13 protein-coding genes, 1 tRNA gene, 1 pseudogene, 1 CRISPR repeat array and 4 riboswitches are annotated in these 18,694 nt (G+C 28.0%); of the genes and pseudogenes, 4 read left to right on the top strand and 11 right to left on the bottom strand.

The features are described from left to right. Positions 1–188: 188 nt before the first annotated feature. From ACTG44_RS08790 to ACTG44_RS08775, 4 genes and pseudogenes are all read right to left on the bottom strand, one after another. Complete coding sequence (locus ACTG44_RS08790) at positions 189–1,007, bottom strand: N-acetylmuramoyl-L-alanine amidase (protein WP_021384432.1); 819 nt, start codon at positions 1,005–1,007, stop codon at positions 189–191. Between the two features lie 62 nt (positions 1,008–1,069). Next, positions 1,070–1,258 (bottom strand): phage holin family protein, encoded by a 189-nt coding sequence (locus ACTG44_RS08785; RefSeq protein ID WP_234781106.1) that lies wholly within the window; start codon positions 1,256–1,258, stop codon positions 1,070–1,072. 51 nt (positions 1,259–1,309) lie between these two features. Further along, a complete protein-coding gene (locus tag ACTG44_RS08780; RefSeq protein WP_479918631.1) occupies positions 1,310–1,444 on the bottom strand; it encodes a hypothetical protein in 135 nt (44 codons plus the stop codon). A gap of 422 nt (positions 1,445–1,866) precedes the next feature. Next, positions 1,867–2,049: pseudogene (locus ACTG44_RS08775) on the bottom strand (hypothetical protein); the annotation flags it as partial. A 24-nt stretch (positions 2,050–2,073) separates the two neighbouring features. Then, positions 2,074–2,758: direct repeats of the CRISPR family, unit length 29 nt; unit sequence CTTTACATACCACTTAGTTAATATAAAAC. A gap of 744 nt (positions 2,759–3,502) precedes the next feature. Here ACTG44_RS08775 and ACTG44_RS08770 point away from each other — a divergent pair. Then, positions 3,503–4,780, top strand: a complete 1,278-nt coding sequence (locus ACTG44_RS08770; protein ID WP_479921595.1) for an amidohydrolase family protein — start codon at positions 3,503–3,505, stop codon at positions 4,778–4,780. 274 nt (positions 4,781–5,054) lie between these two features. Here ACTG44_RS08770 and ACTG44_RS08765 read toward each other — a convergent pair whose 3' ends face one another. Both ACTG44_RS08765 and ACTG44_RS08760 read right to left on the bottom strand, forming a co-directional pair. Further along, positions 5,055–5,315, bottom strand: coding sequence for a hypothetical protein (locus ACTG44_RS08765; RefSeq protein WP_479921594.1), 261 nt, complete (start codon positions 5,313–5,315; stop codon positions 5,055–5,057). 164 nt (positions 5,316–5,479) lie between these two features. After that, a complete protein-coding gene (locus ACTG44_RS08760) occupies positions 5,480–5,716 on the bottom strand; it encodes a response regulator (RefSeq protein WP_021384475.1) in 237 nt (78 codons plus the stop codon). 305 nt (positions 5,717–6,021) lie between these two features. Between ACTG44_RS08760 and ppnP the strand changes: the two genes are divergently transcribed. Then, positions 6,022–6,339, top strand: coding sequence for a pyrimidine/purine nucleoside phosphorylase (gene ppnP, locus ACTG44_RS08755; RefSeq protein WP_021384444.1), 318 nt, complete (start codon positions 6,022–6,024; stop codon positions 6,337–6,339). A gap of 86 nt (positions 6,340–6,425) precedes the next feature. Here ppnP and ACTG44_RS08750 read toward each other — a convergent pair whose 3' ends face one another. The 5 genes from ACTG44_RS08750 to ACTG44_RS08730 form a co-directional block, all read right to left on the bottom strand. Beyond that, complete coding sequence (locus ACTG44_RS08750) at positions 6,426–8,783, bottom strand: HAD-IC family P-type ATPase (protein WP_479918629.1); 2,358 nt, start codon at positions 8,781–8,783, stop codon at positions 6,426–6,428. Positions 8,784–9,196: 413 nt separating this feature from the next. Further along, positions 9,197–10,654, bottom strand: a complete 1,458-nt coding sequence (gene gcvPB, locus ACTG44_RS08745) for an aminomethyl-transferring glycine dehydrogenase subunit GcvPB (protein ID WP_479918628.1) — start codon at positions 10,652–10,654, stop codon at positions 9,197–9,199. Next, positions 10,654–13,128, bottom strand: a complete 2,475-nt coding sequence (gene gcvPA, locus ACTG44_RS08740) for an aminomethyl-transferring glycine dehydrogenase subunit GcvPA (protein ID WP_479921593.1) — start codon at positions 13,126–13,128, stop codon at positions 10,654–10,656. The genes gcvPB and gcvPA overlap by 1 nt, the downstream gene beginning before the upstream one ends. A gap of 117 nt (positions 13,129–13,245) precedes the next feature. After that, positions 13,246–13,334, bottom strand: a riboswitch (glycine riboswitch). Between the two features lie 3 nt (positions 13,335–13,337). Beyond that, positions 13,338–13,442, bottom strand: a riboswitch (glycine riboswitch). 650 nt (positions 13,443–14,092) lie between these two features. Next, positions 14,093–14,173, bottom strand: a tRNA-Leu gene (locus ACTG44_RS08735). Between the two features lie 109 nt (positions 14,174–14,282). Beyond that, positions 14,283–16,013: a Na+/H+ antiporter NhaC family protein gene (locus ACTG44_RS08730; RefSeq protein WP_479918626.1), complete on the bottom strand. Its 1,731-nt coding sequence runs from the start codon at positions 16,011–16,013 to the stop codon at positions 14,283–14,285. 136 nt (positions 16,014–16,149) lie between these two features. After that, positions 16,150–16,326, bottom strand: a riboswitch (Lysine riboswitch). A gap of 259 nt (positions 16,327–16,585) precedes the next feature. Between ACTG44_RS08730 and lplA the strand changes: the two genes are divergently transcribed. Together lplA and ACTG44_RS08720 are read left to right on the top strand one after the other, a co-directional pair. Next, positions 16,586–17,572 carry a lipoate--protein ligase gene (lplA, locus tag ACTG44_RS08725; RefSeq protein WP_021384423.1) on the top strand — a complete coding sequence of 329 codons (987 nt, stop codon included), beginning with the start codon at positions 16,586–16,588 and terminating at the stop codon, positions 17,570–17,572. A gap of 90 nt (positions 17,573–17,662) precedes the next feature. Then, positions 17,663–17,768, top strand: a riboswitch (SAM riboswitch). Between the two features lie 111 nt (positions 17,769–17,879). Continuing rightward, positions 17,880–18,677: a MetQ/NlpA family ABC transporter substrate-binding protein gene (locus ACTG44_RS08720; protein ID WP_021384416.1), complete on the top strand. Its 798-nt coding sequence runs from the start codon at positions 17,880–17,882 to the stop codon at positions 18,675–18,677. Positions 18,678–18,694 lie beyond the last annotated feature (17 nt).

Raw genomic sequence — 18,694 nt, 5'->3', positions numbered from 1 at the left:
TTTCAAAATATTCAATATTTTCAGTCTAATTTGTCATCAAAAGTGTATAAATGGTCAAAACCCATGTTTTTTTCTAGAAATATGTGTTTTTATAATTTTAATAATCACACTTATAATTAAAAGTGCATAAAATTATTTTAATATAAATTCTTCTTCTCCGCATATATATTTAAATAAATATTTATAACTTACAATTTTTCTTTTATAAACTCTCTAGTTCTATCCATTGTTGACCATACATCATCAGAATAAATCTCTGTGAATTTTTCTCCTGTAGTCTTACCCAACTCTTTCATCTTATTGCAAGCTATCCCGCCAATTACATACAAATTTTGTGTTCTATATGGTTTATAGTCTTCTATATCTATAACTAGATAATTTTCTTTTGCTCTCTTATAATATAATCCTAAGATATCTGCTGATACCTTATCATCTCCACTATATACTATTGTATGTTTAAACATCTGCTTATCCTCTGAATTATCATTTATATTTTTATTTAATATTCCTTCTGCTATTAACTTTGCAATCGTATTTTTATTTTTAATATAATAATCTGTATCTGCTTTGCTATCTACAAAACATACTTCGATTAATATTGCAGGGGCTTTGGTATGACTAAACCAATAAAGACCTCTTACATCAGATTTTGCACCTCTATTTTTAAACACTATTGACAATTTTGAATTAACTTTCTCAGCATATATTTTACCATTATTAGTTTTATATATCGTTTCTGTACCCATTGGATCTAGAGTTGTGTTATTTGCATTAAAATGAATTTGTACTGCTAAATCTACGTCTTGTTTGTTCGCTATTTGACATTGTTCAGATAGATAATTATTCGATTTATCTATCTTCCCAGTATATACAGTTGCTCCACCTTGTTTCAACCATTTAACAATTAAATCAGTTAGTATTCTGTTTTCTGCTCCTTCATCTATGTAACCAACTGCTCCTGTTCCTTTACCTGTTAGTGTATGCCCTGGTACTATTGCTATTTTCATTGTTTTTTCCTCCTTTAACCATTTGTAAGTTTGATTTATACCTATTGATATACCCCAATAAATTACACCTTGTAAAACTCAGTAGCATTTAATTCTAACATTACACTGAAAAACGTATCAAGTATTAATAACACTGCTGGAATATACTTGTTATCTAACTGTTTATACTTCTTACAACCAATTCGTAAAACATAAGGAGCCGCAACTAAAATTAGTAAATGCTCGGGTATGAAGTTTACTAAATGATACATTTCTTAACATCTTAATTAAAATGTTCCTCTCTGTATTGCAAATATAAAGAATCATACAAGAGTTATAATCATTTTACCAATCAGCAACTTTAACATACTTGTAAATGTGTTTAAATTCTCACACAATACTTTTAATTTATCTATTTCATCATTATTTTTATTTATTGTTATCTCATATCGTTTCAAGTTTTCTTTGAAAAATTCTTAATTCATGAAAACCACCTTATTTTGTATTAAAATAAGACTTAGAGATTATCTAAACCTTATAAAAAAATTTCTAGTATTAATTTTTATTCATTAGAATATTGATTTTTATACTCTAATAGCTATCCACTCAACATTACTTAGAGTTTGAGAATAATCACTTGTTAATTTATATGTAAATCCACTATCATTAAGTGGAACTTGAAATATCTCACCTGTTTTGCTTTGATAAATTTCTCCAGCAATAGTAGCAGTATAACTAGAATAAACATATACATAATATTTCTTATTAATATAGCAAATAATAAAAAATTAGGTGTGAAGTTTAAAGAAACATTTAAACTCGCATAACCACCAAAAGAATTACAATTACTTTTTGCAAATTTTGCACGTTTAGAAATTTCCGTATTTAACTGACTTATAGAATTATTAGCATAAGTTAATTGATTTGTTAAATTCTCAGTGCTGGTATCTCCACTCTCAATAGATTGTTTTATCTTTTCTGGCAATTCCACTAATGTATTGTTTAGACTTGATTCAATATTTTTTAATACTAATATATTTATGATAGATGTTTTACTATTTATCAATCCATATTTAATTTTGCTTGAATTTACATACCAATTAGCTAATATAAAACCTTTATTAATTCAAGAAAATTCATTTTATTTTGAATCTTTACATACCACTTAGTTAATATAAAACTTGTCTTTGAAAAAGAATTAAGCGATATTCTGAAAGACTTTACATACCACTTAGTTAATATAAAACGGGGTTTAAATTTGATTTATTTTTATTCTGGTACGCCCTTTACATACCACTTAGTTAATATAAAACCTAGTTTTTCAATGCCATACTTAGTCGGAATGATTGCCTTTACATACCACTTAGTTAATATAAAACACTAGATATAATAAATTTAACTTTTGGAAGAAAAAACTTTACATACCACTTAGTTAATATAAAACTAGCTTCCTTTGCTGAATCATTAATTATTACTTTATTCTTTACATACCACTTAGTTAATATAAAACGATTAAGCCCCGCAAAAAGGCTCGAATCTCTTATGACCTTTACATACCACTTAGTTAATATAAAACTTAGCAAGAGAAAGCAATCTATATTTAAAAAAAGAGCTTTACATACCACTTAGTTAATATAAAACTCATTACATTTCCAGCCACATCTTTTAGACCCGAAACTTTACATACCACTTAGTTAATATAAAACTATCAATACTTAGATAATGTTTTTTGCCAATTTTTCACTTTACATACCACTTAGTTAATATAAAACCCCAAAATAAATTGAGCATTTTCAATACTTCAATCCACATAATTTTTTTAAAATTGCAGTGACCGACCAATAGTGTTTTTTGACACTTCATAAAAACTTCTATAGTGCAGTAATTTCAATGACTACAAACAAAACATCGAAAAAATCGAACACTGCAAAACTTTTATATTTTTATTATATCATAAATAGATTATTTTTTAATAAACTATGAAAAAATTTTGCACTTGTTATAAAATATAATTAAACAATCCTTTTAACTTAAAAGATGGTGTTCTTATGTATGTTAAATTAGACTTCATAAGAAAAAAGATACTGAAAAACATTTAATTAAAATCGACTATAAGCAACAATAAATTTGTTACTCCAAACAATATCGCTGTAATTGATAGATACATCAAATACTTAGGAGATATAAAAATAACTATGAATAGATATTCTCACATTTTAGATGAAATAGATAAAGAAACATCTGAGAATATAAACAATATTCTCTGCAAATAATGTTCAGTTTTGTGTCAGTCAAATATCAGTTAATGTCATATTTTTCTTAAATATCAGCCAAATGTCAGTGATATGTATCTTAAGATATGCTAGTAAACAACTGTATTTCGCTACTATTTAATATTATATAATAGTATTTATATCTCAGATTTGATATAATACATATGGTAAAATTTTAATTTATAAAACCAAAAATAACCTACATATATTAAAATTAACAAATTTGAAACTAAGGAGACTTATATGTTAAAGGCAATAAAAGGGAATATAATTTTCACAAAAACTTCAGACACTTTCACAGTGCTTGAAAATAGTTACATTATACTGGACAAAGGCAAGGTAAAAGGAATATTTAAAGAAATACCTAAAGAATATAATAATCTAGAAATTGTAGATTACACTGATAAGCTCATAATACCTGGCATGAATGACCTTCATTGTCATGCATCTCAATTTAAAAATCTAGGAATGGCTATGGATAAAGAACTTCTACCATGGCTTGAAACTTATACATTTCCAGAAGAATCAAACTATGCAGATATAGAATATGCCACAAAAATGTATAAAAAATTTGTAAAAGAAGTTTGGAAATCTGGAACTACAAGAATAACTGTATTTGCTACAGTGCATAAGGAAGCTTCTATGAAACTTATGGATATATTTAAAGAGGTTGGACTTGGAGCATATGTTGGTAAAGTAAATATGAACATGAATTGCCCTGACACCTTACTAGAAAATACTTATGATTCTATTGCTGATACAGAAGAAATTATAAACAAATACAATGATACAGATTCTATTGTAAAACCAATAATAACTCCTAGATTTATACCAAGCTGTACAAGTGAACTTTTAAAAGGTTTAGGAGATTTATGTTTAAAGCATAATATTCCTATACAGTCACACTTATCTGAAAATCATGATGAAATTGAATGGGTTAAAAGTTTAGAGCCTAAATCTAAATTTTATGGAGATGCCTACAATAGATATAATTTATTTGGTCAGACTCCTACACTAATGGCCCACTGCATTCATTGCTCTCAGGAAGAAATAGATTTAATGAGAGAAAATGATGTTATGGCAGTTCACTGCCCAGCTTCTAACTTTAATGTTGGTAGTGGAGCTATGCCTATTAGAAAACTACTTGATAATAATATTAGATTAGCTCTTGGTTCAGATATAAGTGGTGGGCATACCTTGTCAATATTTAAAACTATAGTATCTGCAATACAGTTATCTAAATTATATTGGGTAAATTCTGGTAAGAAGTGTAATTTCTTATCTTTATCTGAAGCTTTTTATATTGCAACTAAAAGTGGAGGAAGTTTTTTTGGAAAAGTTGGTAGCTTTGAAGAAGATTACGATTTTGATGCATTAATTATTGATGATTCAGATTTAAATCATGCCGATTATTCTATACTTGAAAGACTTGAAAGATTTATCTATGTTGGCGATGATAGAAATATCATTCATAGATATGTATGTGGACAATTAATTGAAGAACCTAATATAGAAATATAACAAAAATTTTAATTATATGAAACTTGTTCATATAAACTGTTTGATTTACATAACTACTATGAATAAAAGAGTATCTTTTAAACCTAAAACTATAGGTTAAAATATACTCTTTTTTAGCTTATTTATAAATTTTAGTGAGTGTAACATCTCTTCACTAATATAATTTTCTTTGCTATAATCTACTCTTCACATTTAAGATTATCTATATTCATCTAGATATTGAGCAAGATTACTTATACTCTTATAGAATTAATAACTCTTTTTATAAGTAATCTTAAGCTTTACTTTTGTTGTATGCTTTACATACACTAAGTATTAAGATTGAACCTATAACCCCAAGAACTATTCTACTTATTAAAAACTCCACTGGCACATCAAATGCAAGATTCGCCATCCTATTTGCAACTTTATTTTCTATTACAGAATTTACAAGATTCTTGCCAGATATAATAGATAATGCATTGGAATTTGTTAAAAGAAATATTATTGGAATAAAAATATATAGTAAGTTTCCATTTATATTTCCAATAAACATACCTACACATGATACAAATAATACTGACGGTATTAAAATAAGTAGTATTGGTTTTACAAGAGTTTCAAAATCATTAAATTGAAATAATCTATTGTAAAAAATAAAACTTATTGCAATTACAACTGTAACTGTTAAAAGATATGCAACTGCTATTGTAAGACTTTTTAAGCAAAAATAGAAATATTAGATTCATTCCTTATCATTTCACAAACTACAAAACCATCTATCTTTGGCATAAGTATATCTACTAAAATTAAATCAAAGTAATTTTTTTTGAACTTTTCAATACCATCAAGCCCCTCTTTTGCTGTTATAATAGTGTATCCTGTATTTTCTAAAAATGTTTTTATTATATTTTGAATATCTATATCGTCTTCTATAACTAATATCCTTTTTGACAAACTTATACCCCATTTCTATATCTATAAATTTTAGATTGCATATTTAGATTATATCTTATCTTTATGTTTTTAATGTGTGGTGTAAAGTTAATACCTTAAGCACTTCTCATATTATATATTTGGAAAAATATAGGGTCAATAGCATAATCTAATGTAAATTTCTCCATAAATATTTATATTTTTCCTCATTTTTTAGTTTTATTAATTTTTTTAAGAAATACTAAATTTTATTTGTAAATATGTAGCATTTTTTGCAGTATTTTTATATAATATATATGTACAAATAATTTTGGAGGTTTTATCTAATGAGTGAGTTTAGAAATGTTACTGCAGTAAAGAAGGCAAACGTTTATTTTGATGGTAAAGTAAGTAGTAGAGTAATAATATTCCCTAATGGAGAAAGAAAAACTTTAGGATTAATGTTACCTGGAGAATATACTTTTTCTACTAGAGAAGAAGAAATAATGGAGATGCTTGCTGGAAGTATGGATGTAAAGTTACCTGGAAGTAATGAGTTTATAACTTATAAAGAAGGTCAAAAATTTAATGTTCCTAGCGATTCAAGTTTCGATTTAAAGGTTAACGAAGTTGTTGACTACTGTTGCTCATATATAGTCGATTAATAAACATACATATTCTTACATAAAATTAAACACATCTGAAAAGAGCAGTTTATTGAAAAACTGCTCTTTTTTATATAATCTTAAAATTAATTTAAATCTGGAACTATTGTATCTAATATCTCATCTAATACGAACAGCATTACTTTTATCATAATTGGCATTAATACTGCTAATGCCATCGTTATAAGAATTAATTCTTTACTTAATGCTACAAATGAGAATAATCCACCTAAAAATAGAATTCCAATAACAAATGCAATGGTCATACTTACAATTAAAAATAATCTTTCTTTATTAAATGGTAAACATTGTTGTCTTAATATTAAAAGACCACATACACCAGTTAATATCGCACACATTGTAGAAAATACACTTGAGCTATAACCTAAGTATTCAACTATATTGTAAACAATAATTACATTTACTGTCACACATAGTGCTCCTGGCAAAGCATTTTTTAATATATTAAGTAGAAAACTTCCTGAAATTCTACTTTTATTTGCTTCAAGAGCCAAGAAGAATGATGGTATACCAACTGTTACAGCTCCAATTAGTGATAATTGTATAGGTACGAATGGATACTGTCTACTAAAGAAAAATAATGTTAATAGCGACAAGAAGAATGAAAAAATTGTCTTTACTAAAAATAAAGAGGATGCTCTTTGAATATTATTAATTACCTTTCTTCCTTCCATAACAACTTTTGGCATTGATGCAAAATTTGAATCCAACAATACTAAATTAGAAACATTTTTAGTAACATCACTTCCAGACGCCATAGCTATACTACAATCAGCTTCTTTAAGCGCTAACACATCATTTACACCATCTCCAGTCATAGCTACTGTATGATTTTGTTTTTTTAATGCCAAAATCATTTGTTTCTTCTGTTGAGGGCTTACCCTTCCAAAAACACTATATTTATCAACTGCCTCATATATATCTTCATCACTTTTAAGTGTTGTTGCATCAATAAAATTACTAGCCGTTTTAAGACCTGCTTTTCTAGCCACTTCACTTACTGTTACTGGATTATCTCCAGATATAATTTTTATATCTACGCCTTCATTATAAAAAAATTCTAAAGTTTCCTTAGCCTCATCTCTAATTTTGTCCAAAATTAAAATAAAAGCTAGTGGCTTTATATCTTCAGGTATATGATTTTCTTCCATATAAGAATTACTATGAGCTAAAACTATTACCCTATTGCCTTTTTTAGAATATTTTTCAACCTCTGTTTTAAGTTCTTTATGTTTATCCTTAAAAATAAACTCAAATGCCCCTAGTAAATATGTACCTTTATCTTCAAAGGCTACTCCACTGTATTTTCTTTCTGACGAAAATGGTATTAAACTTTTAACTTTATAAGTATCTAAAATATTGTATTTATCTCTTATTGCATTTATTGTTGCATTATCATCCTTAAGGGAATTGCATATATTCCCCATTATATCATCAATATCTATTTCGTCTAACATTACTACATCATCAACTTGCATTTTACCTTCTGTAATTGTACCTGTTTTATCAAGACACAATGTGTCAACTCTAGCAAGAGTCTCTACACAGTATAATTCTTGCACTAAAGTTTTATGACTTGCAAGCTTTATAGTTCCTACAGCTAGAGCAATACTTGTAAGCAATGTCAATCCCTCTGGTATCATTCCATTTACAGCTGCCACAGTACCTACTACAGATGTCGTTATAGAATCTCCATTTCCAAAATGTTGCTTTACAAATAATATAATCCCTAGAGGAATAATTATTATACCTACAACTTTTAATATTGTATTTAATGAATTTCTAAGCTGAGAATTATGTTTTCTAGAAATCTTGGCATCATTGGCTATCTTATTTGCATAGTTATCTTTTCCTATATTTTCAACTCTCACAAAAGCCTCTCCAGAAACTACAAAGCTACCAGAATATAAGAAATCACCTTCATTTTTTATAATAATATCAGATTCGCCTGTAATTAAAGATTCATTTACCTCTAATTTTCCATCTAAAACTTTTGAATCTGCACAAATTTGATTCCCTGTTTTTAAAATCATAATATCATCTAATACTAATTCTTGTACATCAATCTCTTTTTTCTCTTCTTCCCTTATAACAGATACCTTATTTGAAACTATGACAGATAGATTGTCCAACAATCTTTTGGCTCTTATTTCTTGAATTACTCCTATAATAGTATTAATTACAGCAATAAATATAAATAAAGTATTTTTAAAAGAACCAACTGATACCAATAGACAAACTAAAACAATATTTATGAGATTAAAAAGTGTAAACACATTATCTTTAAAAATTTGTTTATATGTTTTAGTTTTTCCATTATCAAATACATTAATTAAATTATCATCTATTCTACTTTGAAGTTGTACGCTACTTAATCCCATGTTTATATCGCAATTATACCTTTTTAAATTAACACTATCCATATTCTACTCCTTTCAACTTAACCCTTTTTTATACTTAAATCTACAAATATATTATAAAATTCTCAATTTTTATATTTTATTATTCTATAGTTTATATAATAAAATATAAATCTAAAGATTTTAATAATATAATTCTTAAGATTTCCTAAATTTTTATAAATTTCGATATATTTTAGTTAAGCTTCTCTTAAACCAAAAGAGTAAAAGTTGTATCAAAATAAATTTCTATAATTTTTATGAATATTGGTATAATAATCATCATGTTAATATTCTTATATAAGCACTAATATAATTTAAAACTTCAGTAGTAAATATTATATATACAAAAAAAGCTATCTAAACTATATCAAGTTAGATAGCTTTTTGTTATAAATACAAATTCCTTTATATTTATAATCTCTATTTTTAATTATTTATCTTTGCGACCATGTAAGTATAGGTTTCTTTACTGCCCTTGCATCATCCACTCTCTTAACTAGGGTATTATGTGGAGCAGTTTTCAATAGTTCTGGTTCTTCTTTTGCCTCCTTAGCAACATTTTTCATAGCTTCTATAAAACTATCTAATGTCTCTATGCTCTCACTTTCTGTAGGCTCTATCATAAGTGCCTCATTTATGATAAGAGGAAAATACATTGTTGGAGGATGATATCCATAATCCAGTAATCTCTTTGCTATATCTATAGTTTTTATATTTGACTCTCCTCTTGGTAACCCACCTAATACAAACTCATGTTTACATAAGGTATCTATTGGTAATATATAGTCATCTTTTATACTCTCTTTGATATAATTTGCATTTAAAACTGCCATTTCACTAGCCTCTTTAAGCCCATCTCTTCCCATAGTTAATATATATGTGTAAGCTCTTACAAGCACTCCAAAATTGCCATAGAAGTTTTTAATTTTTCCAATAGATTTTTCTCTATCATAATCTAATACATATTTATCTTCTTGTTTTTCAATCACTGGTATTGGTAAAAAAGGTACCAATTCTTTTTTAACTCCAACAGGACCAGCTCCTGGACCTCCTCCTCCATGAGGAGTAGAAAAGGTCTTATGAAGATTAAGATGAACTACATCAAATCCCATATCTCCAGGTCTTGTTATTCCCATAATGGCATTCATATTTGCACCATCATAGTACAAGAGTCCTCCTGCTTCATGTACAAGACTTGCTATTTCTTTTATATTTTTTTCAAACAATCCAAGAGTACTTGGATTAGTAAGCATAAGAGCTGCTACTTCATCACTTAAAGCTTCTTTTAACGCATCTATGTCTATAGCTCCATTTTTATCAGATGTTATCTGAATCACATCAAAGTTTGCCATAGCTGCACTTGCTGGGTTTGTTCCATGTGCAGAATCAGGAATTATTACTTTAGTTCTCTTATGGTCTCCTCTATTTTCATGATATGCTTTTATAATCATAAGACCTGTAAATTCACCATGTGAACCTGCGGAAGGTTGTAGTGTAACTTCATCCATACCTGTAATTTCTGCAAGTCGATTTGATAAGTCATACATTAAAGAGAGAGAACCTTGTGCTGTGTATGAAGATTGGTATGGATGCATTCCAGTAAAGTTTGGAAGTGCTGCCATATCTTCATTTATTTTAGGATTATATTTCATAGTACAAGAACCTAAAGGATAAAAACCTGTATCAACTCCAAAATTTTTATTTGATAATAGGGTATAATGTCTAACTAATTCTAATTCGCCAACTTCTGGCAAATTCAATTCACTTTGTCTAACCATACTTTGGTCAATCATATCTTCTACTTTTATATCATCTATATCTAACTTTGGAAGCGAATATGCTTTTCTACCTTTTTTAGATATATCTATCAACAAACTATTATATTCTTTCATTATAATCCCTCCATTATTCCAACTAACTTATCTATTTCTTCTTTGCTTCTTTTCTCAGTTACACAAAGTAAAGTTGAATTTTTTAATTCTGGGTAATTGTGCTCTAAGTTATAACCACCTAATATATTTTCTTCTAAAAGCTTATTATTTATAGTCTCTATATTAAGATTTCCTTGTACAGTAAATTCTTTGAAAAATTTACCTTTAAATATTGGCTTATATTTTCCTGTTTGTATAAGCTTATTATAAGCATAATGTGCTTTTTTCATAGATTGCATACCAACCTCTTTAAATCCTTCTTTCCCCATAGTAGCCATGTATATTGAAGCTACAAGAGCATTTAAAGCTTGATTTGAACATATATTAGAAGTTGCTTTTTCTCTTCTCACATGCTGTTCTCTAGTTTGTAAAGTTAACACATATGCAGTTTTTCCTTCTGTATCCAAGCTTTGCCCAACTATCCTTCCTGGCATTTTTCTCGTATACTTAGATTTACTAGCCAAAAATCCTACATAAGGTCCTCCAAAGTTAAGAGGATTTCCTAGTGATTGAGCTTCTCCAATAACAATATCTGCTCCTATCTCACCTGGCGTCTTTAAAACACCTAATGATATTGGGTCAACACTCATAACTAACATAGCTTTATTTTCATGAGTTATCTTTTCTATTTCCTCCATTTCTTCAATAATACCAAAGAAGTTAGGAGTCTGTATAAGAACACATGCTGTATCTTTATCCACTGAAGCCCTTAATTTTTCTATATCTGTAGTTCCATATTCATTACAAAAATCAATTTCTACTATTTCACAATCTTTGTATTGTAGATAAGTTTTAAGTACTGATAAAGTTTCAGGATGTGTAGTTTTTGATACTACTATTTTACTTTTTCTAGTCTGATTCATAGCCATTATGCATGCTTCTATTGCAGCAGTTGCTCCATCATACATTGATGCATTTGCAATTTCCATTCCAGTAATTTCTGCAATCATAGATTGGAACTCAAACACTACTTGTAAAGTCCCTTGACTTATTTCAGCTTGATATGGAGTATATGCTGTATAAAATTCAGACCTTGAAGTTATATGTTTTATAATTGATGGTATATAATGGTCATATGCACCAGCTCCAAGAAAACAAGTTAAGTCTTCTAAACTTAAATTTTCTTCTGATAGCCTTTTTACTATTTTACTTACTTCTAATTCAGATTTCCCACTTTCCAAGTTTAAATCTCTTTTTAACTTTATTTCATCTGGTATATCTGAAAATAATTCATCAACTGAATTTAATCCTACTACCTTTAACATTTTTGATTTATCTTCACTTGTGGCAGGTATATATGAAAATTTATTTTCTTCATTTAATACAGTATTATCTTTTTTATATTGCTTTTTATAAAAAGGTTTCTTAACTATCATGGCAGGAACAACTTTTTTTCTGATTGCTATACCTATTTCATTTCCTACTTTTGCATACTCAGAATCTATAATTCCCATACCTAAAATCTTTCCTGTTGTTGGAGAAGCACATCCTGTTGTTACAAAGCCTACTATTTTGTCACCAATCTTTATATCGTATCCATTTCTAGGCATCCCTTTGCCTTGCATTTCAAATCCAACTAATTTTCTTTTAGCTCCATTTTCTTTTTCTTCTGATAAGATTGTTTTTCCAATAAAATCTTCCTTGTTTATTTTTACAAAAATGGATAGGCCTCCTTCAATTGGAGATATATGTTCGCCTATTTCATGACCATATAGAGGTAGAGCTACTTCAAATCTCAAAGTATCTCTACAACCTAAACCAGCAGGACATATATCTTCTCCTCCAGCTTTTAAAACTTCATTCCAAATTATTTCTGTATGTTCATTTTTACAATATATCTCAAATCCATCTTCTCCAGTATATCCTGTTCTTGAAACTAAACAAGTTAAACCACATATTTTTGTTGATGGAATTGACTTATAAAATTTTATTGATTTTAAATCTATGTCTGTGATTTTTTGAAGAATTTCTTCTGCTTTAGGCCCTTGAACTGCTAGTTGACTAACTTCATTAGAAACATTTTTTATATCTACATTGTAACCTTTACTTTGTTTTATTATCCATGCCACATCTTTATCTATATTCCCTGCATTTATTACTAATAAATAATCTTCTTCACCAAATTTATATATTAATAAATCATCAACTACTCCTCCGTTTTCATAACACATAGGTGTATATATAATGTCATTTACCTTTAATGTGCTTATATCATTTGTAACTAAATTTTGTATAAATTTTTCTGAATCTACACCTTTTATTTGTACCTCTCCCATATGAGATACATCAAAGATACCTGCACTTTTTCTAACCATTTCATGCTCTTTATTTATTCCTTCATATTCTAAAGGCATTTCCCAGCCAGCAAACTCAACAAGTTTTGCTCCAAGCTCTTTGTGTATATTATACAAAGGCACTCTTTTCAATTCATTCATATATAACCCTCCCTATAAAATTAGACCCACTATATTTAAGCAATTTCGATATTATGTCCTATACTTTTTCATAAAAAAAAGATATATTAGCATAGAAAATAATCCTAGCCTATATATCCCTGTTTGTATACCTGAAAGATTTAATAATTTAATATTATTTTGCTTCTTCGGTGACTTATAGTATATTAACTTAAGTCTCTCCAGAGTCCCATCAACTAGCGATATCTTTGCCTGAAAGTTTCTCTAAGAATTGGCATTTCTTAAATTTCTTCTTCGGCGCCTTTTTATATAAAGGTCTCTCTCGCTAATCTCATTTGGAAATATTTATTTTCATTTTTATTGTATGAATATTTCAATTAAATGTCAACACATTATATTTATTTTTTTTTATGTATTAATTTTTTTGTTAAGTTTTTATTATCAATTATATTACTTTTATATTATTAACTTTTATACATATATGTTATATATTAATGTAAAATAATATATTTATTTAATTTATTATTAATATGTCATACAAAACACTAAAAGTAAAGTTATATTGTAATTTACTATATTATGTTAAAGATATATTCATACACACAATAGAATCGTTTGCAATTTTATCTTTGTGAAAAATAAGATTTTGAAATAGAGCATTTTTAAATAAAATTAAACTTATTAAACAGATATATTTTTTATAAGTTTATAAAAAACAGATTATATTGTGACTTTAAATTGTTTATTAGAAATACGTTATTATAGATTTTATATTCTTAACAAATGTCTTAAAATTTATATGTAAACACATTTTCAGACAACAAAAAAAAGCACTTAATGTGCTTTTGTATATTTATTAGAAAATATCTTTAGAAATATATTCATATTGTATTTTGGTTTATTTCTCAAAAAATAAAAACGGGATAGCCCACTCCGAAAGCCAGCAACCCCAGTTTTTTTTTCAGCACAACTAAGCACTGTAGAGTGCGGATGAAGGGAGTCGAACCCCCACGCCAATGGCGCTAGATCCTAAGTCTAGTGCGTCTGCCAATTCCGCCACATCCGCTTATCACTCTTTTATTTTACTATATTTCGCTATTATTTTCAATAACTTTTTAAAATTATCTAAAAACTAACAAAACAATGATAATAAAAGGTGAAATTTATTTATATCCTTATTCTGCAAGTTCTATCTCTGCTTCATCAACTTTCTTACCAATTATTTGAATACCCACAAATATCGCAGCTATAGCCACTGGTAATACTATATATATTGGTAATCCAAATCCAGCTGGTATATATCCAAATACAATAGTGATTATTGCTGTAAATATAGCGTATGGCATTTGAGTATTAACGTGGTCTATGTGATTACAACCAGCTCCCATTGAAGAAAGTATTGTTGTATCTGAAATTGGAGAACAATGGTCTCCAAATATTGCACCTGTTAAAACTGCACTTGTACTTACTATTACATAGGACATATCAGGGTTTAATGAGTATGCTAGTGGTATTGCAAGTGGCATAAGTATACCCATAGTTCCATAAGCTGTTCCAGTAGCAAAAGATATTATTGCTCCTAAACCAAATATTAAACTTGGCAATAAGAATGGAGGTAGTGAGCCTGATAATAAGTGTATTAAAAATTTAGCTGTACCTAATTCTTTTATTACTGAACTCAATGACCATGCAAGTATTAATATTACACCAGTAATTACTAAACTTTTCATTCCATCTATCCAGACATCAATTGCTTCTGATACTGTAAAAATCTTTTTTACTACAGCCATTATAATAGCAACTAAACTTGCAACAAGTGCAGATTGGAATAATGCTCTAGATGCATCAGATGCACTAAATGCTTCTTTTATTGCCCCAAAAGAATATGGTGAATTTGTAAATAGTTGTATTAGAGCTTTATCTTCACCTTCCATTATAGATGTATATCCACTATAATAGAATGATGCTAAAGCAACTATTATTAATGTTCCAATTGGAATTATAGCATTCCACACACTCAATTTCACTCCATTTTTTGGAGCTAAATCATCTAATTCTTCTACGCCTTCATCAAGGTCTGTACCAACTTTTCTACTTCTAGATTTTATCTCAGCCTTTCTCATTGGCCCAAATTCTTTTAATAATAATGCTGATATTACAATAAACGCTAATATTAATATATTATAAAATCTAAATGGTATTGTATTTAAAAATATACCAAATGCATCAACATCCACACTTATACTTTCAAAAGCATCATGTATTAAACCAACTTCAAGACCTATCCATGTAGATATTATGGCTAATCCAGCAACTGGTGCTGCTGTAGCATCTATTATAAAGGCTAATTTTTCTCTTGATATTTTCATTTTATCTGCAACAGGTCTCATCATAGGACCTACTATTAATGAATTAGCATAATCATCAAAGAATACTAAAAGACCCAAAAACCATGTTATAAGTTGTGTACCTTTTGCTGATTTCGCTCTTTTGGCAAGTGCTTCAGCTATAGCCTTAGCTCCTCCCATTTTAGCAACAAGATTTATTACTCCTCCAATTGCTAGAACTTGTAGTATTATTCCTGCATTCCATGGGTCTGATAGCGATACCAAAGCTCTGTCCACTAAATCTAAAAATGATTGTATAAGTGTGGCAAACACATTTATACCACTAGCTTTAATTATAAAACTACCAGAAAGAATTCCTATAAGTAAGGAAATTATTACGTTTTTAGTTATAAATGCAAGTATTATAGCAACTAATGGTGGTATTAAAGTTAAAATTCCAAATTTTTCTGCATTAGCTAGTGCAATAGTGTCTATATCTTCCTCCGCAAAAACCATTACGGTTGACATTATGAACATAATTGTCGTCAGAAAAATAATATTAATTTTTTTATTTCTCATATAAATCTCCCTCTCTTTTTAGTTTTGTGAATTGTACAGGGTATTTGATAAAACTAAAAAAGCCTTAAGTGCTAAACACTCAAGGCTTAAAAATTACAATACATCAACAATATTAAAATAAGTATAATATAATTCCTTAAATGATAGCTCACCACAAATAAACCTGTGACAGTTGTACATATTTTCTATGTACCCCCAGCAATATAATCTTAAAGCATCGATTATAAAACTTCGGCAATATCTCCTTTCCTAATAAATCTCTGTGCTTAACTCATTATTAGTACTGATAGATTATTGCGCCTCTACCCTTCTATTCACTTTTATTAAGTATATTTTGAGTATATATTATTTATTTAAACTTTGCAAGGTGGTTTTTAAAAATCCTTTTTATTTTTTACATGAAATTCCATTTTATTCTGATTTTGTTTAATGGACACTTCTATTAACACACGATTATCTTCTTGTTTAAAACTTCTAATTTAAAGGACTTTTCAAGTTATTGTCGAATTATAAAATTAATTGTACTAAGACCAACAAAAAAATTTTATCAATTATATGGAGGAATTACTTTAATGTTATTAATTTACAATGAAAAGACAAACCCTTACTTCAATTTAGCAATGGAAGAGTATCTTCTTAAAAATCTTGACGAAGACTTATTTATTTTATGGAGGAATGAACCTTCTATAATTGTTGGAAAAAATCAAAATACACTTTCTGAAATAAATTTAGAATATATAAAAGAAAATTCTATACCTGTCGTTAGGAGACAATCTGGTGGTGGAGCTGTATTTCACGATTTAGGAAATATAAATTTTACATTCATAGCTTGCAATAATAATAGCTTTAGTGATTTCAGAAGATTCACTCAACCAATAATAGACTTGCTTAAAACATTAGATGTCAACGCTGAATTTTCTGGAAGAAATGACCTTCTTATAGATGGTAAGAAATTTTCTGGAAATGCCCAGTACAACTACAAAAACAAGGTAATGCACCATGGTACGTTGTTATTTTCATCTGAGATAAACGACCTTTCAAAAGCTTTAAAAGTAAAGCCTATAAAATTTGAAGGAAAGGGAATAAAATCTGTAAAATCTCGTGTAACTAATATAAGTGAACATCTAAAATCTAAAATGGATATACTGGAATTTAAAGATGCAATTATGGATTATTTATCTAAAACTAATATTGATAATACTAATTATTGTTTAAGTAAGTATGACATAGAACAAATAGAAAAACTTACTAAATTAAAATATGAAACTTGGGATTGGAACTTTGGTAATTCACCAAAATATACTCTTTCAAATGAGTTAAAATATTCTGGTGGAAATGTTGAGTTTAATCTAAATGTTGATAAAGGCATAATAACAACTATAAAATTTTTTGGAGATTTTTTTGGAAAACGTGATGTTTCATTTGTGGAAGACAAACTTGTTGGCACAAAGCATGAAGAAAATGCTTTAAGAAATGTTTTAAATTCAATTGAAATAAATGATTATTTCTTAGGTGCTGATACTGATATTTTAGTTTCTGGAATCTTAGGTGTTAAATAGAAATACTAAAGATTTTAAAATATTTATAAAATTGTGTTTACATATATAAAAAATCATGATAATATTTATAACATAATTAAAAATTGATACTTCTTATCCAGAGTGGTGAAGGGACTGGCCCTATGAAACCCAGCAACCAGTATATTTTTATATACATTGGTGCTAAATCCTGCAGTATTATACTGAAAGATGAGTCTAAATTAGCTTTTAAAGCCTGAGTTTAAACTCAGGCTTATTTTATTTTGCAGTGTGATAAAAGAGGGTATTTTATTTTTAACTAATCAATCATATTCAGGAGGGAATTTATATGAAATTCAAAAAATTATTAAGTTTATTATTATGTCTAGTTTTCACTTTATCTATAGTTGGATGCTCTAAAGCTAACGATGACAAAAAAATTGTTGTTGGTGCTACTTTAGTACCAGGTGGAGAATTATTAGAAGAATTAAAGCCACTTATCGAAGAAAAAGGTTATACCTTAGAAATTAAGAATTTTGATGATTACATACTTCCAAACGAAGCTTTAAATAATGGAGAAATTGATGCAAATCTATTCCAACATGAACCTTATCTAAAAGAGGCTGTCAAAGCTAAAGGATATAAAATAATGGCTGGAAAAAAACTATATGTATGCCCAGCAATACTTTACTCTTACAAGATAAAATCTATTGATGAATTTAAAAAAGGAGATACAATTGCAATAAGCAACAATCCATCTTCTTGTTCTAAAGACCTTAGATATCTTGAAAGTATTGGGCTTTTAACTTTACCTAAAGATGATGGACTAGTTAGTCCTAAAGATATAATCGAAAATCCAAAAGGCATACAATTTAAAGAATTGGATATTGCTCAGATTCCATCTTCTCTTCCAGACGTAACTGCTGCATTTATAGATACTACATACGCAGTACCTGCTGGTCTTGATGCTAAGAAAAATGGACTTTATACAGCTCCTATAAATGATGAGTATGCAAATCTTTTGGCATTTAGAACTGAAGATAAAGATAGTGAAAAAATTAAAGTTCTACAAGATGTTCTTACATCAGATAAAGCAAGAAGTATAATTGAAGAGAAATACAAAGGAATTGTAATTCCTGTTTTCTAGTATATTTAGTATAATTT

The sequence above is a fragment of the Clostridioides sp. LIBA-2809 genome, assembly GCF_056688965.1.
The sequence above is the reverse complement of the archived record's forward strand: the minus strand, read 5'-3'. Positions and strand labels throughout refer to the sequence as shown.